The sequence below is a fragment of the Plantactinospora solaniradicis genome, from assembly GCF_042658085.1.
GTDB classification, from domain to species: domain Bacteria; phylum Actinomycetota; class Actinomycetes; order Mycobacteriales; family Micromonosporaceae; genus Plantactinospora; species Plantactinospora solaniradicis.
On record NZ_JBHSPR010000013.1, the window covers coordinates 1 to 20,007 of the forward strand.

General features: G+C 68.8%; 15 protein-coding genes. 7 read left to right on the forward strand and 8 right to left on the reverse strand.

The genetic code is table 11. The features are described from left to right. Nucleotides 1–167: 167 nt before the first annotated feature. A complete protein-coding gene (locus ACFP2T_RS17925) occupies nt 168–1,199 on the reverse strand; it encodes a GlxA family transcriptional regulator (protein WP_377423808.1) in 1,032 nt (343 codons plus the stop codon). Nucleotides 1,200–1,748: 549 nt separating this feature from the next. On the opposite strand from ACFP2T_RS17925, the gene ACFP2T_RS17930 reads away from it, so the two are divergent. Further along, nucleotides 1,749–2,387 carry an HD domain-containing protein gene (locus ACFP2T_RS17930; protein ID WP_377423078.1) on the forward strand — a complete coding sequence of 213 codons (639 nt, stop codon included), beginning with the start codon at nt 1,749–1,751 and terminating at the stop codon, nt 2,385–2,387. Nucleotides 2,388–2,443: 56 nt separating this feature from the next. Beyond that, the gene (locus tag ACFP2T_RS17935; protein ID WP_377423080.1) at nt 2,444–3,382 is read left to right on the forward strand and encodes an NADP-dependent oxidoreductase; all 939 of its coding nucleotides are present in this window, start codon (nt 2,444–2,446) and stop codon (nt 3,380–3,382) included. A 145-nt stretch (nt 3,383–3,527) separates the two neighbouring features. Here ACFP2T_RS17935 and ACFP2T_RS17940 read toward each other — a convergent pair whose 3' ends face one another. Continuing rightward, nucleotides 3,528–5,105: an acetolactate synthase large subunit gene (locus tag ACFP2T_RS17940; RefSeq protein WP_377423082.1), complete on the reverse strand. Its 1,578-nt coding sequence runs from the start codon at nt 5,103–5,105 to the stop codon at nt 3,528–3,530. 230 nt (nt 5,106–5,335) lie between these two features. Between ACFP2T_RS17940 and ACFP2T_RS17945 the strand changes: the two genes are divergently transcribed. Next, nucleotides 5,336–5,788 (forward strand): hypothetical protein, encoded by a 453-nt coding sequence (locus ACFP2T_RS17945; RefSeq protein ID WP_377423084.1) that lies wholly within the window; start codon nt 5,336–5,338, stop codon nt 5,786–5,788. Between the two features lie 84 nt (nt 5,789–5,872). Here the strand turns inward: ACFP2T_RS17945 and ACFP2T_RS17950 are convergent, their stop codons facing one another. The 6 genes from ACFP2T_RS17950 to ACFP2T_RS17975 form a co-directional block, all read right to left on the reverse strand. Further along, nucleotides 5,873–6,421, reverse strand: a complete 549-nt coding sequence (locus ACFP2T_RS17950; protein ID WP_377423086.1) for a hypothetical protein — start codon at nt 6,419–6,421, stop codon at nt 5,873–5,875. Between the two features lie 10 nt (nt 6,422–6,431). Further along, nucleotides 6,432–7,685, reverse strand: a complete 1,254-nt coding sequence (locus ACFP2T_RS17955; RefSeq protein ID WP_377423089.1) for an FAD-dependent oxidoreductase — start codon at nt 7,683–7,685, stop codon at nt 6,432–6,434. A 207-nt stretch (nt 7,686–7,892) separates the two neighbouring features. Next, nucleotides 7,893–8,519: a helix-turn-helix transcriptional regulator gene (locus ACFP2T_RS17960; protein WP_377423091.1), complete on the reverse strand. Its 627-nt coding sequence runs from the start codon at nt 8,517–8,519 to the stop codon at nt 7,893–7,895. A gap of 186 nt (nt 8,520–8,705) precedes the next feature. Next, on the reverse strand, nt 8,706–11,444 hold the full coding sequence (locus ACFP2T_RS17965; RefSeq protein WP_377423093.1) for an ATP-binding protein: 2,739 nt from the start codon (nt 11,442–11,444) through the stop codon (nt 8,706–8,708). A 337-nt stretch (nt 11,445–11,781) separates the two neighbouring features. Further along, on the reverse strand, nt 11,782–12,726 hold the full coding sequence (locus tag ACFP2T_RS17970; RefSeq protein WP_377423095.1) for an inositol-3-phosphate synthase: 945 nt from the start codon (nt 12,724–12,726) through the stop codon (nt 11,782–11,784). A gap of 248 nt (nt 12,727–12,974) precedes the next feature. After that, nucleotides 12,975–13,643, reverse strand: a complete 669-nt coding sequence (locus ACFP2T_RS17975) for a type 1 periplasmic-binding domain-containing protein (RefSeq protein ID WP_377423097.1) — start codon at nt 13,641–13,643, stop codon at nt 12,975–12,977. Between the two features lie 343 nt (nt 13,644–13,986). Between ACFP2T_RS17975 and ACFP2T_RS17980 the strand changes: the two genes are divergently transcribed. The 4 genes from ACFP2T_RS17980 (at nt 13,987) to ACFP2T_RS17995 (ending at nt 19,954) form a co-directional block, all read left to right on the forward strand. Continuing rightward, complete coding sequence (locus ACFP2T_RS17980) at nt 13,987–15,045, forward strand: HupE/UreJ family protein (protein ID WP_377423099.1); 1,059 nt, start codon at nt 13,987–13,989, stop codon at nt 15,043–15,045. 169 nt (nt 15,046–15,214) lie between these two features. Next, nucleotides 15,215–17,140, forward strand: a complete 1,926-nt coding sequence (locus ACFP2T_RS17985) for a purple acid phosphatase family protein (RefSeq protein WP_377423101.1) — start codon at nt 15,215–15,217, stop codon at nt 17,138–17,140. Nucleotides 17,141–17,235: 95 nt separating this feature from the next. Continuing rightward, nucleotides 17,236–18,315 carry a COG1470 family protein gene (locus ACFP2T_RS17990; protein ID WP_377423103.1) on the forward strand — a complete coding sequence of 360 codons (1,080 nt, stop codon included), beginning with the start codon at nt 17,236–17,238 and terminating at the stop codon, nt 18,313–18,315. 517 nt (nt 18,316–18,832) lie between these two features. After that, complete coding sequence (locus ACFP2T_RS17995; protein ID WP_377423105.1) at nt 18,833–19,954, forward strand: Ig-like domain-containing protein; 1,122 nt, start codon at nt 18,833–18,835, stop codon at nt 19,952–19,954. Nucleotides 19,955–20,007 lie beyond the last annotated feature (53 nt).

Sequence of the window (20,007 nt, forward strand, 5' to 3'; positions counted from 1 at the left end):
AGAACCAACCGCAGCGGCGGGCTCGGACCCACACCGAGCCCGCCACGCGACCCAAAACCCCGATCACCCCACCACCCGAAAAGAACCCCCACCCCGCCGATCACCGCACGGCGCCTGCCGCGACCGCCAGTGGTACGACCAACGCGGGACTGGTCCTCGCTGGAGTGCTAGCCAGCGTTGGCGCGACGGGCCGTGCTGAACCGGCGTTGGTAGGCGGCCGGGCTGATCGACAGCTTCCTGGCGAAAACCCGTCGCATGCTTTCGTAACCGGGGAACCCGGCGAGGGTCGCGGCCTGCGTCGCGGTGTGTCCTTGGTCGAGCAGCGCCCTGGCCATGTCGAATCGGATGCCTTCCACGTAGCGGGCCGGTGTCGTGGACAGCTCGTCGTGGAAGAGCCGGGTGAGGTGCCGGGTGCTCACGTTGAGGTGTTTCGCGAGTTCACCGAGCGAGTGGTCCCCGCGGGGGTTCGCCGTCACCAGATCGGTGATTCTGCGGAGAGCCGGCGAGCGGGGCGGCGGCCCTTGCAGCGCTGCCGAAAACTGGGACTGGCCGCCCGCGCGCTGCATGTACACCACCAAGGCGCGGGCGACGTCGCGCGTCAGGTCGGGCCCGTGGTCCTCTTCGACGAGCGCGAGCGCCAGATCGATGCCGGCCGTCACCCCCGCCGACGTGTACGTGGTGCCATCGCGAACGTAGATCGCGTCGGGCTCGACGCGGCACGTCGGACACCGGACCGCCAGCTCGTGCGCGACCTGCCAGTGCGTGGTCGCGCGCTTGCCGTCGAGAAGGCCGGCGGCGGCAAGAAGGAACGCCCCGGTGCAGATCGACGCGACCCGGCCGGCCACAGCAGCCGTTACCCGCGCCGCGTCCGCCAGGTCGCCTGGGACACGGGCGCGCGGATAGAGGTCGGATCCGGCCACCAGTAACGTGTCGAAAGCCGGCTCCGAGGAGACGGCGCCGTCGACCGCGATCCGGACCCCGAGGTTCGACGTGACGTCCGCACCGGTCGGCGACAGCAGCACGATCAGGTAGTCGGCACCGAACCGGTTCGCCTCCTTGAACACCTCCGCGGGACCGGCGACGTCGAGCAACGTCACTCCGTCGTAGACCAGGATCGCGATGCGATGCGGGGCAACGTTCACCACTCCAGTCCCTCCGGAGCCGGATCCGCGCGGTGACCGGCCGGGCTCCGGCGGCACTGACCACTGTCGGCCGGCGACGCCGGAGGCATGAACACCGTTCATTGGTAGCACACCGTTACCGGAGATGACGGGGATCCTCGTGGGCGGGGTGCTCAACCGGCTGGGGTCCCGAAGTCACCCTCCGACCGCCCCCTGGGTGGCTTTGGCGTGCCGCGGCGGGACCGCCCGTATGATAGCGAGTTACGGTACGATTACTGTATGTAAACGACGACCGCGGCGATTGGTGTTATAAGACGCGTTCGTACCCGGGGAGGGGTGTCGCCCTGCTCGACGATGTCCCGCCGGTCATGCGCCCGCGTTGACTCGTGCGACGAACCCGACACCAGGCATTGCACGGAACCAGCCGTGACGGACGACGCGAAGTCGTAGCCCACGCGCTGGACCCGGCCGCGCCAACGTGGCGCAGCACACGGCCGCGATTCCGCCCTGTCCGGATATAGGTGATTCCTGGCCGGACGAAGGCGGCGCCGCACGCCGATCGGTGGGCAGCATGGAGGTCGGACACGTGGTCCACAGCCGACACGCTTTCCTGAGAGGTCAAGGGTCATGCCAGAGGTCATCGCGGGGTTGGAGATTCCTGAGACAGCGGCGGTCGCCGAAGCGACCAGGCTCATCCAGGAGACGACCAGTCCCCTCATCTACCACCACTCCCGGCGGGTCTTCTTCTTCAGCCTCATCCAGGCTCACAAACTCGGCGTGAAGCCGGACCCGGAGCTGCTCTACTTGGCGGCCATGTTCCACGACATCGGCCTCCTGACTCCCTTCTCCGACGTCGAGCAGCGCTTCGAAGTCGATGGCGCCGACCACGCGCGCAAGTTCCTCCTGGACCGGGGTTTCTCGACGGCCGCCGCCGAGACCGTCTGGACGGCGATCGCGCTGCACACCACGCCGGGCATCCCCGGCCGGATGTCCCCGGAAATCGCTACCACGCACCTCGGCGTCCTGACCGACGTGCTCGGCTTCGGCCTGGACGGGCTGGAACACGATCAGCTGGACGAAATCCTTGCCGTCCACCCACGAGGCGACTTCAAGAACGAGTTTCTGCGAGCCAGCGTCGAGGGGCTCAGGAACCGTCCCGAAACCACGAACGGCACCGTGAATTCCGACGTGCTCGAGCACTTCATCCCCGGCTTCCAGCGCACGACGACGGTCGAGCGCATCCTCGGCTCGCCCTGGCCGAGCTGATGCCGAACCCCTCATAACCACCCCATACGGACGAACGTTCTTGAGAGGATTCGAGCATGCGAGCGATCACCGTAGGAGACCGTGACGCAGGTGTCGGCGGCCTCACCCTGGCCGACATGCCGTATCCCCACGCCGCGGAAAACGACGTCATCGTGCGTGTGCACGCCGCGGGCTTCACCCCCGGAGAGCTCGACTGGCCGGGAACGTGGTCCGATCGCGCCGGCCGCGACCGGACACCCAGCATCCCCGGGCACGAGCTGTCCGGAACCGTGGTCGAGCTCGGCTACGGAACCACCGGCCTCACCGTGGGCCAGCGGGTGTTCGGACTGACCGACTGGGCTCGCAACGGTTCCCTGGCCGAATTCACCGCGGTGGAGGCGCGCAACCTCGCCCCCCTCGCGGCCGACATCGACCACACCGTGGCCGCCGCACTGCCCATTTCCGGACTGACCGCATGGCAGGGACTGTTCGACCACGCCCACCTCACGACCGGCCAGACCGTTCTCATTCACGGCGCCGCGGGCGGCGTCGGTTCGGTCGCCGTCCAACTCGCCCGGGAGGTGGGCGCCCGCGTGATCGGCACCGGCCGGGCCGACGACCGTGATGTCGCGCTCGGCCTCGGCGCGCAGACCTTCCTCGACCTGGAGGCCGACGATTTGCGGCACGTCGGCGAGGTGGACGTGGTGTTCGACGTCATCGGCGGCGACATCCTCGGTCGATCGACCGAGCTGGTACGCCCGGGCGGCACCGTCGTCACCATCGCCATGCCACCCACCGTGCAGCCCAAGGACGGGCGAGCCATCTTCTTCGTCGTCGAACCCGATCGTGCCCGGCTGACCGACCTCGCCGCGCGCCTCCGGGCCGGACGGCTCAACCCCGTCGTCGGCGCCGTGCGACCGCTTTCCGAAACGGCCTCCGCGTTCGCCCGCCATCGCCGCACGCCCGGCAAGACAATCATCCAGGTCGTGAACGAACAAGAAACACAGCAGTCGTGATCAGTGTGCGGGTCGCCAACGGCGTGCCTTTGACGGAGGGATCGCGGCGCTCAGCGGCAGCTCCTGATCGGACGCGCGGGACAGCGCTGGTTGGTCCGGGCCTGCTCTGTTCGGGTTGATGTCGGCGTGGCCCCGCGCCGCTCGGTCACGCGATGGGCGGGATGACCGCTTCGATCAGGTGGGGGCCGGGTTCTGCGATTGCCCGGGTGAACTGTTCGGCGAGTTCCTCGGCGGTGGTGGCTCGGCTCGCCGGTACGCCGAACGCGCGGGCGAGCCCGACGAAGTCGATGTCGGGGCCGGTGAGATCCAGCAACCTGTTGGTGTGTGGGTCCGACGCGCCGGCTCCGAGGTGCTGCCATTCCTCTCGGAGGATGGCGTAGGAGCGGTTGTTCAGGATCACATTGGTGATGTTCAGGTTCTCGTGGGCCTGGGTCCACAGCGCGGAGAGGGTGTAGATGGCGCAACCGTCGGCCTCGAGCGCGATCACCGGCCGGTCCGGCGCGGCGATGGCGGCGCCGATCGCCAGCGGCATCCCCTCACCCATGGCGCCACCGCACATCGCCAAGATGTCGTGGCGTGGTGCGCCGGCGGTCGCGGTGATCAATCCGGTACCGGAACTGATGGTCTCGTCCACGACGATCGCGTGTTCGGGCAGGAGGGCACCGATCACCGTCGGCCAGGTCTCGAGGGTGAGCGGGCCAGCCGGCAGCGCCGGACGATTCGGCCCGGTCACCTCCGGCTCTCGGTCCGGGGCAACCAGGTCGGCCAGCGCGGTCAGCGCCCCGACAGCGTCCTGGCCAACCTCGGCGAGGATGTGGGTCTGCGCGCCGTCCGGGACCAGACGGCTGGGCTGGTCCGGGTAGGCGAAGAACGCCACCGGCATCGGGGTGCCGGCGACGATCACCTGCCGGGCCCCTTCGAGTTGCCGCAGAACCTGGTCGGGATAGAAGCCGAGCCGCTGGAACGAGGGCAGTCCCGCCCCATGCTCCAGCCGGCTGGAATAGGTCTCCAGGAAGACCCGGGCACCGGTACCGGCGGCGATCCGGCTCGCCGCGCACAACCCGGCCGCCCGCGCCGCCGTCCCGCCGATGACCAGCGTCGAATCGTCGCTGCCGCGCAGCACCTCGGCGATCCGCTCGACCACCGCGGGATTGACGGCCGGCACCGGCCGGGCCAGAACCGTCGGTCGACTCCCGTTGCCGTCAGCGGCGACACCATCGGCCCACGACACGTCCGCGGGCATGATCAGGGTGGCGATCTGGCCTGGTGGTTCGAGCGCCTCCGTCAGCGCGGATATCGCGTCCTGGCTGACGCCGGCGACGTTCTCGGGCCGGCGGATCGGTCCCCGCAGTGAGCGGGCCACGGTCTCGATGTCCGACTCCAGCGGCGGGTCGTACGGCTTGTGGTAACGGGGGTGGTCGCCGACGATGTTCACGATCGGCGAGTTGGCGCGCCGGGCGTTGTGCAGGTTCGACAGGCCATGACCGAGACCCGGCCCGAGATGCAGCAGCGTCGCGGCCGGCTTGCCCGCGATCCGCGCGTATCCGTCCGCGGCTCCGGTGACCACACCCTCGAACAGGCCGAGCACGGCACGCATCTGCGGCACCGTGTCCAACGCGCCGACCAGATGGAGTTCCGTCGTACCCGGATTGGTGAAACAGACCTCGACCCCCGCGTCGCCGAGGGTACGCAGCAACGACTCCGCCCCGTTCAGTACCGCCACCCCCTTCGACCCGCCGCCGGCCAACAGCAGGTCGGGCAGCAGAGGACCCCGTTCAGCAGCCTAGCCGCCCGAACCGGGTTGTTCCGGGACAAGTCCAACCCGGTGACTGCCGGCACGAGTACGAATCGACGAAGCGCTGGCGAGTTCGCCAGGGTGTCGGGCCAGCACCACCGTGGATTCGGTGGTCAGTGGGAGTGAACCGGTCTGCTGATCGGCCAAGACTTACCAACATGACCTCCACGGCTGTACACAACGACATCAGGCGCTCGGCGATCCCGACCGAGGTCCGCGTCGCCTTCCTGCTCTGGATGGGCGCACTCGCGGCGGGCGCCATCGAGATCGCGCTACACGACGTCGAGATCGCCGGGCTGGCGGTGAGGCTGGGCATCTACGCGGTCGTCGCGGCCATCGCCCTTCGAATGCGGGCCGGACGCAACTGGGCGCGACTGGTCCTCGCCATCGGGCTGGGCATCTTCGGGACGCTGTCGTTGGTGCTCGAGCCGATCACCTGGCTCCTCGACGGCAACTCACTCGTCGACGCGGTCGGGCGGACCGACCTGACCGGCGCGCTCACCGCGACGAGCCGGATCCTGCACGTGCTCTGTGTCTGGATCGCGGTGCCATTCATGTTCCGCCCCCGCGCGAACACCTACTTCAATCGGCGGGATGTCGGTCAGGAATGAGCAGACGAGCAATGGAACACAAGTGGCGCCAGGCCCCCAGTTGGCCGCCGCCGGCATCACCCGCGGCGGCCAACGGCTCCGCAGTCAGGGGGTCGACTTCACCCGGCCCGGGTCGGTGATGGCGACAGGGGCGCCGGTGGTGGCGAGGCCGGACCCGACGCCCCGATCGAGCACCGCCACGATGGCCAACGCTTCGGCGAGGGCGGCGACGGCCCAGAAGGCCAGCGCGATCGCGGTGGGCCGGATCGGCTGGTGGGCCAGGTTGACCGGACCCTGGAACTCGAAGAAGGCGCCGGCCAGCCAGATGATCGAGCCGAGTCGGGCCACCCGGTTCACGATGCCGGATGGCCAGGCGGCCGCCACCGACCGGTAAATCAGCGCATAGCCGATCGCGAAGCCGAAGTAGCTGCCGATGATCGGCTCCGGGCTGCTGATCAGCAGGGGCAGCGGTTCGATCTCCTTCCAGATCGCGATCAGCTTGGCGCTCTGGGTCGACGGGTCGAAGAGCAGCCCGACCTCGTCGCGTTTGGAGCCGCCCCAGGCCGCGAAGGTTGCGTAGAGCGCGACACAGACGGCCGCGCCACCGGCCAGGCCGCCGGCCAGGGTCCGGATCAGGGTCGGTTTGCTGTTCATCGCACGCCTCCTACCGGCCCAGGTCGGCGAACGCCCGCCGCTTCAGTGGTGGTACCGCGTCGAGGACCCGCAGCCCGAATCTGGCCATGGCCAGTGCCGCCCGCCCCTCGATCGAGGTCTGCTGTCGGAGGTCGCGTAGGGATGCCCGGACCGCGTCGAAGCCGTACCGGATCATCTCGGCCTCGTAGCGGCCGATCGCCTCGATCGGCGACAGCTCACCCCGTCGGGCCGCGCCCAGGGTGCGGGTGAGCAACGCCGCGTCCCGCAGCGCGGTGTTGGCGCCGACGCCCCGGGCCGGCGTCATGCTGTGGATCGCGTCGCCGAGCAGGGTGATCGGGCTCGCCGGCCACGCCGGCACCGGCTCGGCGCTCCGGATTGCGGTCGCGGTGATGGCGTCAGGGTCGGTCGAGGCGACCAGCTCCCGCAGGTGCGGATGCCAGCCCCGGATCACCTCGAGTACGAGCGCCCGCAGCGCCAGGCCGTCCAGGCTGGACAGCTCCGCCTCGGTGGGCAGCTTCGCCCGCTTCGCACCGAGGCCCCAGGAGATGAAGTCCTCGACCGGGTCCAACTCAAGCCAGCCAGGTGGGCGCTGGAACTGTTGCGCCGCCAGGAAGACACCCAGCCCGCCGGGGGCGTTGACCACGGCGGGGCCGTCGAAGACCCGGGCCGGCACGAGCGCGCGGGTGGCCGCCGTGATGGGCACCTTGCCGGCGATGCCACAGACGCCGGTGTCGACGCGACGCGCGTGCGGTAGGTACTGCCGACGCACCGGAGATCCGCCACCGTCGGCACCGATCAGGAGATCGCCGTCGGCGCTGGTGCCGTCGTCGAAGCAGGCGGTCACGGTGCCGTCGGCCGCCTGCCGGTAATGGCGGTAGGTCTTGCCGAAATGCACGACGTCGGCGAGGCCGGTCAACAGGACCTGGCGCAGGGTGTGCCGGCTGACCGACCGATGGCCCTCACCCGGTTCGACGTCGACCGCCAGGAGTCGGTTGAGCTGCTCGGTGTAGAAGGTCATCGTGCTCGGGCTGGCGCCACAGGTCGAGACGAACGTCCTGAACAGTTCTGGTGCCAGGCACTCGCGCAGGGCCTGGCCGCCGGCGGGGTTGATGTGCAGCCGGTACCCCTGGGGTCGGTCGGTGCGGCTGCGATCGCGTTCGTATACCTCCACCGGCACCCCGGCCCGGCGCAGGCCGTGGGCCAGGGCCAGTCCGCCGATGCCGGCGCCGATGATCAGCACTCGGAAGGAGGGTGTTTCGGGCATGCGAGAACTCCGAATCTATCGGGAATGATTCGCAATCTGGACCGTCGTTGGGACGGCCGATCCCGGCGGAGGCTCGGTCTAGCTACCCTGGAGCGCGCGCAGCTGAGTTGAAAGACGCGCACCTGGGTGCCGCACCGCTCCGCGGGGCGACTCGGGTCGAGACCCCGGGTCGCGTGCGCCAACACGCTCACCCGGGGTCTCGGTCAGTTACGTCATCGGACCCCCTGACTCCGCGTCCCGGCCGGGTGACGGCACCGGTCCCGATCGGATCGCGACCGGGTCCCAACTGAGCGCACCACCGGCAAGATCGGCCAGCAGTGCGCGTACCCAGTGCAACTCGGCCCGGCGCAGCGTGAGCGTGTACTCCAACTCGACCAGCAGGACCCGGTGAAGTTGGCGGCCCAGCCCGACGAGCTGCGCCGCCATCTCGGCGATCTGACCCTCCAGCAGCACCGCCCGGGTTTCCAGGTTCCGGGCGGCCGAGTCCGGCGACAGGTGCGCCAGCAGCGCCACCGCGGTCGCGAACGTCGGCTGATCCGTGTCGGGCACCGACAACAGATCGTCAAGCTGATCCTGGAATCGTTCCCGGCCCTCGGCGGTGATCCGATAGACCGTCCGCTCCGGCCGGTTTCCGGCTCGGCCGGTCTCGGCCGGCTCGATCAGACCCTCGCGTTCGAGACGCTGCACCGCCCGATAGAGACTGCGCGGCGAACCAGCCGCGTGTTCCTTGCGCCGCTGCCGGATCAACCGCTGCATCTCGTACGGGTGGCAGGGGCGCTCCGCGAGCAGGGCAAGCACGGTCAGGTCGACCAGGTCCGCCACCGACTTCGCCACGGCACTTCACCGCCATCCGCATTAGTGCCATCCGCACTATATCGCGCCTGCACCCCTTGCGGTGTCCCCCGAGGGCCGACTACTCGTTGGCCAGCTGGTGACAGAGCCGTGCAGGGCTGGTCTGAGGCGGACGCGGGCCCGGTGCCACGCCGGCGGTGGCGGTGGCCGTGGCGGTGGCGGTGGCGGTCAGTGCCGCCCGACGAGGTCGCCCACCTCGGTGCGGGACGAGACGCCCAGCTTCCGCAGGATGTTCGAGACGTGAACGGCGGCGGTCTTCGGTGAGATGTAGAGGCGCCGGGCCAGCTCGGTGTTGGTCAACCCATCGCTGATCAGTACTGCCACTTCCCGCTCGCGGGGGGTCAGGGAGGTCGGGCCGGTGACCGCGGGCGCCGCGTCGACCGGCGCCATGCCCAGCTGGGCGCGGACCTGGGCAAGCTGGGCCACCCGCCAGCCACGCCACTCGGCCAGCAGGGGCGCGGCCGCCTCCACCTGCTCGGTGGCCTCCTCGCGCCGGTCGTTCGCGAGCAGACAGCGAGCGGCGCCGACGCGTACGGTGCCGCGGGCCGCCGGCCCCAGGATGTGGGCCTCGGCGATGGCCAGGTAGCCGGCCAGCGCCTCGGTGTGCTGGCTGCGCGCCTCGGCGAGCTGGGCGTCGACGAGCGTCCGGTGGGCGTCCCACACGTCAGCGTCGAGTAACGCGGTGGCCATCTGGTCGAGCCGGTGCGCCGGCAAGCCGATATCCAGCGCGGCGGAGATCAGGTCGTGGGCCTGTTCATTGCTGCGCCACGTCTGCTCGGGTAGGGCCGCGATGAGTTCCTCCAGGATCGCCTCGGCGCGCGGGAGGTCGGCGCGACGGCAGGCGAGGTGGAACGCGAGGCCGGGAATCATGGCCGACGGGTTGTTGGGCAGCGCCGCCAGGTCGGTGATGAGCTGCTCGACCTGGTCCAGCTCGCCGGCCTCCAGATAGAGCCCGGCGAGGAAGACCCCGTGGTAGTCGGCCCAGCGGCCCCGGCGCCGGTAGCTGCGGTCCTGTTCGCGCCCCTCCTCGAGCGCCGCGATCGCGGCGCGCAGGTCGCCGGCCCGCAACGCGAGCCGGGCCCGGCCCTGGAAGTACGTGGCCACCGCGAGTGACTCGAAGCCGGCGCGCTCGGCGTCGACCCGCATCCGTTCCAGGGTCTCGGCGTGCTCGGCCGGCGAGGTGGGTGGCTCGCCGTGTACCAGGATGTTGAGGGCACGGGCGGCCAGCACCCACTCGCCCGCCTTCTCGGCCTCGTCGACGAGGGCGGAGAGGATCTTGCGGCCGGCGGCGGCGGTCTGCGGGCGCTCGGTGAGCGTCGAGCCCTTCTCGATCAGCGCGGCCAGGCGTACGGCCGGCAGGTCGAATTCGTCCGCCAGCGCCAGCGCGCGGTCGGACCAGAGCAGCGCCGCGTTGAGGTCGTCGCGCAGGGACGCCGACTGCGCGATCGCGGTCATCGCCCGCGCCTGGTCAGCGCCGGGCGGGAGCTGCGCGATCAGGGTCCCGATGTCGTGCGTCAGGGCACGCATCTCGTCGGTCTCGCGGGACTCCCATGCGATGCGGACCAGGAGGTACAGCGACTCGGCCCGGTCGGTTGTGGTGGCGGCGACGTCACGCCAGCGCCGTCCGTACCGCAGGGCGTCGTCCAGCAGTCCGGCCAGCCAAGCCGCTCGGGCGGCGGAGGCGAGCAGGTCAGTGTCGTCCGGCGACTCGTCGAGGCCCATCTCCGCCAACTGCAGGGCCTGGTAGGCGGAGCCGATGGAGAGGTAGAGCGCGGTGCCGCGGCGGGCCGCGGCGATCATGTCGTCGTACCGGCCGGCGCCGCGGGCGTGGTGCGCCACCATGGCCGGGTCGGAGGCACCACCGCTCAGGAGTACGTCGAGTGCTGTCTCGTGCAGCCGGCGGCGCTGCCGGCCGAGCATCTGGTCGGCAATCGCCTCGCGCACCAGCGCGTGCCGGAACGCGAACTCGTCGTCGCTGGACTCGACCAGGACGCCCCGGGTGACCAGGTCGCGCAACACGGCGATGAGTTCGTCCTCACCCACACCGGTCACCTCGGCGAGCAGGTCGAACGGGATGCGGTGGCCGAGCACGGTGGCCGCCTCGACGATCCGGTGGCTGACCGGGTCGAGGTCGTCGACCTGGCGGCGTAGCACATCGGCGAGGCTCCACGGCAGCGGTTGCTCGACCAGCGCCTCCACGTCGTACCCGGGCAGCGCGCGCAGCAACTCCTCAAGGAAGAACGGGTTGCCGCCGGTGCGGTGGTGCAGTGCCGTCACGGCGCGCGGCGGCGCCGAAGCGCCGGTGGCCGCCGCCAGCAACGCCGCGGTCTGCGAGGGGGTGAGGCGATCCAGGCGTACGTGGGTGACGGTGTGCCGGCGTTCCATCCGGGCCAGCAGGCCGGCCACCGGTTGGCGGCGGGTCACCTCGTCCGGCCGGTACGTTCCGATGAGCAGCCGCGGCCCGCGCTGGTCGGCGATCCGCTCGAACAGCGCCGCGCTCTCCGAGTCGGCCCAGTGCAGGTCCTCGAAGACGATGACCGCCGGGGAGTCGCCGATCAGGTCGGCCAGGATGGCGAGTCCGGTGTGCAGGCGCTCGACCGGGCTGAGCCGCGGGTCCGCGAGGGCCGCAAGCTGCTCCTCGTCGCCCTCCGGACGGCCGTCGATGGCGTCCAGGAGCACCTCGTACGGCCGGGACAGCGAGCCGGGTTCCGCCTGGCCGACCAGCACTACGGTCTCCGCCGGCACGGTTGTCAGCAGCTCGTGCACCAGCCGGGTCTTTCCGATGCCCGGCTCACCCGCGATGATCGCAACCGCCGGCTCACGCGCCGAAGCGAGCTGCGCCAACCGGCGCAGCTCGCTCTCCCGCCCGATCATCATCGGGCTGGCACCGCCGCGGATGGGTCGCACGACGCCAGGGTACCGTCGGGCCGTCTGCGGACGGCCAGGGCGTTACGGGCCCGGCGGGCCCGGCGGGCGCTGGTGAGTAGGCGCTCCCTGTCGGCCTCGGCGATCAATTCACGGCGACGATCGTTCGCCAGCCCCAACATCGTGTCCGGAAGTATCAACATGACTTGTCTCCTTCTCAACCGCTGATGGATCAATCGTCGGTTGACAAGGGTGCTGCCACATCGGAAGCGCTTACCTATCTTCACCGTCCAGCGGGGTTTAGTGGAGTGCGCGGGCCGCCTAGGTATACCTATGCCGGATGGCGTCCTCGGCGGCGACACCCACTCCGGCGTCCCGGTCAGATCGCCGTCCCAGGCGGGGATTTGAGCAGGGGCGACGCCTCGGCAGGATAACCTCCACGGCCGTTTCGTATCGCGCTCGCCGCTATGCGAATGAGATCAATGTTGACGCCGGCAGCGCCGCTGGGGTCATGCACCTTCAGTTTCACGTCGAGGCTCACCGCCGTCTCGCCCCAACCCAGCGCTTCAAGGTTGAGGTGCGCCACTTTCTGCGAATTCAGATGCGACAGGTACCCGAGCGGAGCGATCTGAACCTTGTCATCTGCCGATAGGGCATTGAGCTTTGACTGTTTCTTGGTGTTGGGGTTCTCGACCAGATTGCGGAAGTCCTCGGTGCCCCCCAAATTGACCTGATAGGAACTGACCAGGGTGAGACCCCGCTCCTCAAGCAACCGCAGCAACGCGTTGTGCACCACCGAGGTGCCAAACTGGCTGGCCAGGTCGTCACCGAGTATCGGTATACCCGCCGTCTCGAACCGGTCGATCCACATCGGATCTCTGGCTACTGCGTCAGACGTGGTGTTGATGAAGGCGACGCCGGCTTTGCAAGCGGCCTCGGCGTAGGCCCGGGCCGTCTCCGCCCGGCCACTCGGTGCCGAGTAGAGCAACACCTCCGCCCCCGCCAGCGCCGCTGCCACCCGATCCACCTCAGTCGCATCGACCAGGCCCCTGGTTACCGGGACATCCGCCGCAGGGAGCTCGCAGTTGAGACGAGGGAAGTTGTTGGGCGGCATGAAGATCGCCTCGGTCACGTCCTTGCCGATCTTCTCCGCAGAGGTGGCGAAAGCTGCAACCAGATCGATGTCGCCCACCCCGAGCCCACCAATTGTCGGCTTGTGAATACCCGCCAGGCTTCCGGTTTGGCGATAAAAAGCAATTCCCTGCACCAACGCCGATGTGTTGTTACCAACACCCACAACGGCAACTCTCACCCGTTCGATCATGGAAACGAGGATACTCCACGTCAGTCGTACCATTGGTCGCTGTCGCGTGCCGCGCCTTTTGGTGGTGCCATGCGGTCAGACCGGCCCGAATTGCTCATTTGCCGGGCTTCTCGAAATATCACCCAAGACGAAGAGCCCTCTCCCGCATGATGAAAGGGAAAACCGGACCTCGATCTGCCTGACCGATCCACCGCCGCCGGACCGAGCACGACACTGAGCTGCCGACCCAGCCGACACCCCTACCCGCCTCAGAGCTGATCGAGCCAGACCACAATCCCGGTCAGGTCGTTGAGAACGGCCGCGACGCCCGCCCTGATGGCGGCCGTGCAACGCTCGGCGGTGAACGAGGCGGGGTCGTACGTCGAGGACGCGTCGAGCCCTTCGCCACGGAACGACGCACCTGACCAGTCGACCGCGGTGACGTTGTGGGTGGGCTCGGCGAGCTCCGCGCCCACCACGAGGAACTGCTGTGACAGGTGGCTCGGGGTGACCATCGCCAGGGGATCGATGAGGTCGTTTCCCGCGCTGACGATGAGGTCCGAGCCCATCCCCAGCGCCCTGGTGATGCTGGGAACGGGATCGTGGGCGTCGGGGACCACCTTCCTGAGGTCGACGTGCTCGTCCTCGGCCCATTCCTCGACCGCCTTCACCAGTGCCTTGGTCGGGGCGTCGTCACCCAGCGTGAGCAGCACCACGCGGTAGTCCTTCGGCGGCTGGACCCCGGTCCACGAGCCGGGACGCGGCGTGACGGTCGCCTCCGGCGCGGGCCGGGCGGAGGGGTCGACGAATCCCGGGCCGAGCGTGCCGATGGCGATGGGCTTGGGGTGCGGCCGCGACCAGTCGTCGCCGGAGCTGCATCCGGTGACCAGTGCGGCGGCCGCAGCCAGCATGGCAACGGCCCGAAGCGGGGGGCGCAAGCTGATCGTCCTCTTAGGTGGTGGCGGGAAAGTGCGCGTACTGCTCCGTATTCCTATCTCAACTCCCGCCGCACTCGGCCTGCGGGCTGCCGTTTCGGGAGTTTGTTTCCCACCGGTTCGCCGGCGGTCGGGCTGGCGTTAACCCGACACATGCAACGTGCACTGGCCAGACTGAGGGAGTCGCATGTCAAGGTCCGTCTACCGTACCGTTATCGTCGCCGTTGTCGGGATCGCAGCGGCGGCAATCGCCTTTCTTGATGCCGGGCCGGCGTTCGCCCACGGATTTTCGTCGACCGTGTACGCGAATGTCACAGCGGGAGACGAGGGTCACATACGGACGAAGTTGGGGCTCGAATACGACCTCTTCGTCGTATCAGCCGCCGACTACGAGGACGACGATTCACTCTTCCGGGCAGGAACCGAGGCGTTCGACGCGGGTGACACCGACGGACAGGGTGCCGCTCTCAACACCCACCGGGAATCGGCTCTCAAGTACGTCACCGAGCGTTTCTCGGTGACCTCGGATGGCGAGAAGTGCAGGCCGACGCAGGTCGGTGACGTGACGATGGCCCAGCGGGAGGGCGTGCCGTACGCGGATCTGCTGCTCGACTGGACCTGCCCCGAGCAGGCCGGCGAGCACGACGTGCGCAGCGTCCTGTTCCCTGACGGCGAGGGCTACGTCAAGGGCACCAAGACGATCGTCACCTACGAGATCGACGGCCGCTCGGGCAGTGCCGCGCTCGATGCCGGTAATCCCTCCTTCTCGACCAGCCAGTCGTGGTACGAGCGGTTCCGGGAGTTCTTCGTCCTGGGCGCGGAGCATCTGCTGACCGGGATCGACCACATCCTGTTCCTGCTGGCGCTCATCGCCGGATCGCGGCGGCTGCGTGAGATCGTGCTCGCGGCCACGAGCTTCACGCTGGCGCACTCGGTGACCTTCATGCTCGCCGCCCTCGGCCTGGTCAACGTGCCCGCAGGGGTCGTGGAGCCGGTCATCGCGCTGTCGATCGCCGTGGTCGCGGGCTGGCACCTGTGGGGCATCTGGCGGCGCGGTGACCATGCCACCGACATCGAGACGGCGCGCCACGGCCATTTCAGCCTGGACCGTCAGGGCTGGATCCGTCTCGGGGTCGTGTTCTGCTTCGGCCTCGTACACGGCCTGGGCTTCGCCGGTGCGCTGGGGATCAACGAGGCTTGGTCGTGGACCCTGCTGTGGTCGCTACTGGTGTTCAACCTCGGTATCGAGACCGTGCAGTTGACGGTCATCGCCGTTGTTTTCCCGCTGCTGATCGTGTTGCGACGTCGTGCGCCGAAAATCGGCACCTGGGTGACCGGTGCCGTTTCGGCAGCCGTGTCCATCATGGGGCTGATCTGGTTCGCGCAACGCGTGTCCGGGTCCTGAGAGCGGCCGAGGCATATCGGAAAGTCCAGCCAGTCGCAAGATCACGTTCATGGTCGGTTCACCGGGCGGGGACAGCTTGAGATTGCTTATCCGCCATCTGCGAAAAGCTTATCCATACATCTATTGGAAAGCTTTTCCATGTCTCTATTGGTAGAAGGAACGGAAGTCGATGACATTGAGCAATTCGACACGGGCCTCCGGGCTTGTGCGGCGCCGCGTGGCCGTGGGGGCCACAGCGGCATTCCTGGGCTTGGCCGTGGCCGTCGGTAGCGGCCTGGCGACCGCCGCCAGCGCGGCCGAGCCCACCACGCTCACCGGCATCATCCTCGGCGTGGGCGCCGACGAGACCCAGCGCATCGTGACCTGGTACTCATCGGCCGACACCGCGCAGAAGATCCAACTTGCCCCGACCGCCGAGGTCGTCAACGGCGAGTTCCCCGCCAGCGCCGTCACCTTCGACGCCACCGGTGGGGCGAACATCGCCACCAGCGGCGGCTTCAACCGCCACGCCACGATCACCGGCCTGAAGGAGCACACGGCGTACTCCTACCGCGTCGGCGCCGAGGGCACCTGGTCCCCGGCGTACTCCTTCAAGACACAGGACTTCGAGGGCGACTACGACTTCCTGTTCTTCGGCGACCCGCAGATCGGCTCCTCCGGCGACATCGCGAAGGACCAGGCCGGTTGGCAGGACACCCTGAACGTCGCCCTCACCGCCAACCCGGACATCGAGATGCTGGTGTCGGGCGGTGACCACGTCGAGACAGCCAACACCGAGGCCCAGTGGTCGGCCTTCCTCTCGCCCGACCAGCTGCGCCAGTACCCCGTCGCCGCGACCATCGGTAACCACGACGTCGGCGGCAAGGCGTGGGAACAGCACCACTTCACCCCGAACACCGACCGCTCGGCCCCGTACTACTCCAACGGGAACCCGGCCTCCAACACGTCGGGCGGTGACTACTGGTACATCTACAAGGACGTGCTGTTCATCGACCTGAACAGCAACAGCTACGCCACCTCGCAGGGCGGCGGCGGCGACGAGGCGCACACCGCGTACGTCACCGACGTCATCAACCAGCACGGTGCGGAGGCCAAGTGGAAGGTACTCGTCTACCACCACTCGATCTACTCGCCGGCCAGCCACGCGAAGGACGGCGACAACAAGACGCGTCGGGTCGACTTCCCGACCACGTTCTCCAAGCTCGGCGTCGACATGGTGCTCCAGGGCCACGACCACAGCTACTCCCGTAGCTACCTGATCAAGAACGGCGAGAAGGCGGACCCGAACGAGCAGCCCGGTGCGGACGAGGTTGTCGCCGGCCCCGGTGGCGTGCTCTACGTGACGGCGAACTCGGCCTCGGGCTCGAAGTACTACGACATCACCAAGCCGGACAGCAGCGGTACCAGCGGTGCCGGCAACGGTGCGGACCCGCTGAACCCTGGCAACTACTGGTACAACTCGGTCGAGAACCAGGAGCACGTCCGGACCTACGTCAAGGTCCAGGTGCGCAACGACAAGCTCGTCGTCGAGAACATCCGGAGCGCCGCCAACGGCGACCAGGGTGTCGGCTCGATCGTCGACAAGGTCTCGGTGCACCCGTACCACGCCGACGGCCAGGACATCCAGGTCAACGTGCCCGCCCCAGCTCCGGGTGAGTTCGGCTGGACGATCGACGGCTACAACGGCCTGGTGGACCTCGGCACCGCGCAGGAGCGCGACGGCTCGTACTTCGAGGCGAACGGCAAGATCAACCCAATCCTCGTGTCGGACAGCCGCCGTTCGCTCGCGCCGTGGTCGATCTCGGCCAGCGTGGGCGACTTCCAGGACGCCGACAAGAAGTTCTCCGGCTCCTACCTCGGCTGGACGCCGTCGCTGCTCGACGGCGGTGCCGGTGCTCAGGCGAGCGCCGCGGTGCTCTCCGGCTACGACGACCAGGGCCCCGGCCTCTCGGTCTCGCGTGGCCTCGCCTTCGCCGAGCAGGGCCACCCCAGGGGCTCGGCCAAGCTCGGCGCTGACCTGGACCTGAAGTTCCCGGACAGCATCGAGAAGGGTAGCTACCGCACCACTCTCACGATCACTGCGCTGAGCAGCTGATCGGACCCGCTTCACCCGGCGGGGTAGGCGCCTTCGGGCGCTTACCCCGCCGCTCCGCTCCGACCGCGCCAAACCAGATCCCTTAGGACCCCGAGATGCACGCGTCCGTAACGCGCCGGAAGACCAACGCCGCCGCCCTCCTCCGTACCGCCGCCCTGGCCCTGCTCGCCGTCTTCGCGGTCACCGGCCTGACTGCCGGCCCCGCCCAGGCAGCCGATGGTGACGTTGCCTGGACGGTCAGGACGGCCTCCAACAGTTTCGGCGCCGACCGGTCCAGCTTCAGCTATGCCGTCAACCCCGGTGGAATGGTCGAGGACGCCATGGTCGTCGCCAACCACGGTTCGGTCCCGCTCGACCTGGCCGTCTACGCTGCCGACGGCTTCACCACCGACGGTGGCCAGCTCGACCTGCTCGCCAAGGACGGGAAGTCGGTAGGAATCGGCGCCTGGGTCCGTGCCGACGGCGGCAGCGTCAAGATCCAGCCAGGGAAGACCGCCAACGTCCCCTTCAAGGTCACCGTTCCGGCCAACGCCACGCCCGGCGACTACGTGGGCGGCATCCTCACCTCTCTGACGCAGCCCGACGCGGCGGAGGGCATCAACGTGGACCGGCGCCTCGGGATCCGGATCAAGCTCCGGGTGGGCGGCGAGCTCAAGCCGAACCTCGCGATCGAGGACCTGCACGTGGACTACGGCGGCCCGTCCAACCCGTTCGCCAAGGGCGATGCCACGGTCACATACAAGATCCACAACACCGGTAACGCCACCCTGTCGGCCCAGCAGACGGTGTCGGTCTCGGGCCCGTTCGGGTGGCTGCGGGTCGAAGCCGGCGAGATCGCGGCGCCGCCGGAGCTGCTCCCCGGTGAGAGCCGGAACGTGACGATTTCCGTTCACGGCGTGGCACCGGCGCTCAGACTGGCCGCGACCGCCAGCCTCACGCCCCTGCTCACCGACCCGTCGGGTTCCACCACCTCGCTCGAACCGGTCCGGGCCACGACGCACGGCTGGGCCGCCCCCTGGCCACTGTTGCTGCTCCTCGTCGTACTTGTCGTTGTCGCCGCCGGAGCGGTCGTGATCGCGCGCCGCAACCGGTCACGGCGCCGGAGCCGTGAGGATGCCCGGGTACGGGAGGCCGTCGCGAAGGCGATCCGCGACAAGTCGCCGCAGAAGGGCTGACCGCCCGCCTGCGGTGACGACCCTCGCCCCGCTTCCGGTCGGCGGGGCATCACTGCCGTGGTGGTGAATCCACGGGTCGTCGTGTCCTCATAGGTTGGGTGCGCCCGGCGCCGAGAGCCAAAACACGATCTTGGCGGTGATTTGCCTGTCCAGGATGTCTGCTACTGGCGATGCGGCACTCTCGACCACTCCCCGACAGCCGACCCGGCAACAGGCCCGGGCACTACTATTCGTAGCTGTCGGATTACGGCTAGTCATATTCTTTGGTCAGCTATCGGCGTCTAGCCTCCTCCCCAGACGGACTCCTGGCGCTCGTTGACGAAGCGGGGTGACCGGAGCGCCCCGGAGGTCGCGATGAGGGTCGAGCGGATCGCACAGCCTGCCGGACACGTTCGGCTACCGACCAACCCAGGACGGACGGTCCGACACGCCACGGTGACGGTCCGGATGAAGGACTGACTCGGGCCCGGCGCCGCAGGATCAGCAGCAAAAACGCCCAGCCGAAAGGGATCGCGTGATGAACGTCAGGAGAGCCGTCGCGGGCGGCGTGGCCGGCACGTTGACGATGCTGATCGCGGTGGCGGGGCCGGCGTGGGCGGGCTGGATGAACGAGCCGATCTTCGCCGACGTCACCGGGGACGGGCGGATCGACCGGGTGACGTCGGTTCGGGTGGACGACATGTGCGGCATCAGCGTGGAAGCGGGGTTGGCCGCAGGGGGGTACGACCGGCCACACGTGCGCTCGTACCGGCTGCCCGGATCGACTCCGCCGTACATCTACTGCCCTGACATGGGGGAGGCAGTGGACATGGCTGGCGACGGGACGGTGGAGCTCGTGATGGCCTGGTTCCACGGATCGAACACCGGGTACGACGTGTTGGTGCTGCGCGGCTTCCGCCCCCATCAGATGATCGACACCTTCATGAACCGACCGAGCGTCATCGAGTCTCTCGATCTCACCGCCGACGGCCTGGTGGACATCTGGCAGACGACCGACGACGGACACGGGCTGCTGACGTTCCTGAACACCAGGGCCGGCACCCTGGTGCCAGGGCCGCTCAAGGTGGACGACGTCACCCCGGTGGTTAGCGACATGAGGTTCGTCGACTTCGACGGCAACCGCCGGCTGGACGTCCTGATGCCGTACGTCTATGGCTTGTCGGGACCGTGGTCGAACGGCGTACTCGTGGGGTTCGACAACGGCACCGTCGTCGAGCTGGTCGGCAGTCTGGACAGCGAGGTCTACTGGGACGTCAGCGTGGTCGACGCGGACCGCAACGGACGTCCGGACGTCCGGACGGTGGTTGCCACCGGTCCGACCGTGGGCACGGTCACCACGTTCATCAACCGGGGTGGACGGTCGTTCGTGGTGGCGCCGCTCGCCAACGACGATCTGGCGTACGCCTACCGGGCTCGACCGACGGCCATCAAGGTACGCGACAACGACTGGGCCAGCCGGAACGCGACCCTGAGCATTGTCACCCCGCCGCGCTACGGCCGGTTGACCACGACCGATCCCCGCTACGAGGTGGTCTACCAGCGCACCGCCACGCACCGGCTGCCGGACACCTTCGTCTACCGGCTGAGCCAGGACCGGCGCACCGATACCGCGACTGTCACCGTCCGGATGCGGGACTGAGGGCTGGCGGCGGGCGGGCGCGCGCTGCCGCTCCTGCATCACGTACCGCGACG

Excerpts from the sequence above, each read along its gene's own strand:
- ACFP2T_RS17930 (WP_377423078.1), top strand. The coding sequence starts at position 1,749 with ATGCCAGAGGTCATCGCGGGGTTGGAGATTCCTGAGACAGCGGCGGTC.
- ACFP2T_RS17935 (WP_377423080.1), top strand. The coding sequence starts at position 2,444 with ATGCGAGCGATCACCGTAGGAGACCGTGACGCAGGTGTCGGCGGCCTC.
- ACFP2T_RS17945 (WP_377423084.1), top strand. The coding sequence starts at position 5,336 with ATGACCTCCACGGCTGTACACAACGACATCAGGCGCTCGGCGATCCCG.
- ACFP2T_RS17950 (WP_377423086.1), bottom strand. The coding sequence starts at position 6,421 with ATGAACAGCAAACCGACCCTGATCCGGACCCTGGCCGGCGGCCTGGCC.
- ACFP2T_RS17955 (WP_377423089.1), bottom strand. The coding sequence starts at position 7,685 with ATGCCCGAAACACCCTCCTTCCGAGTGCTGATCATCGGCGCCGGCATC.
- ACFP2T_RS17970 (WP_377423095.1), bottom strand. The coding sequence starts at position 12,726 with ATGATCGAACGGGTGAGAGTTGCCGTTGTGGGTGTTGGTAACAACACA.
- ACFP2T_RS17985 (WP_377423101.1), top strand. The coding sequence starts at position 15,215 with ATGACATTGAGCAATTCGACACGGGCCTCCGGGCTTGTGCGGCGCCGC.
- ACFP2T_RS17990 (WP_377423103.1), top strand. The coding sequence starts at position 17,236 with ATGCACGCGTCCGTAACGCGCCGGAAGACCAACGCCGCCGCCCTCCTC.
- ACFP2T_RS17995 (WP_377423105.1), top strand. The coding sequence starts at position 18,833 with ATGAACGTCAGGAGAGCCGTCGCGGGCGGCGTGGCCGGCACGTTGACG.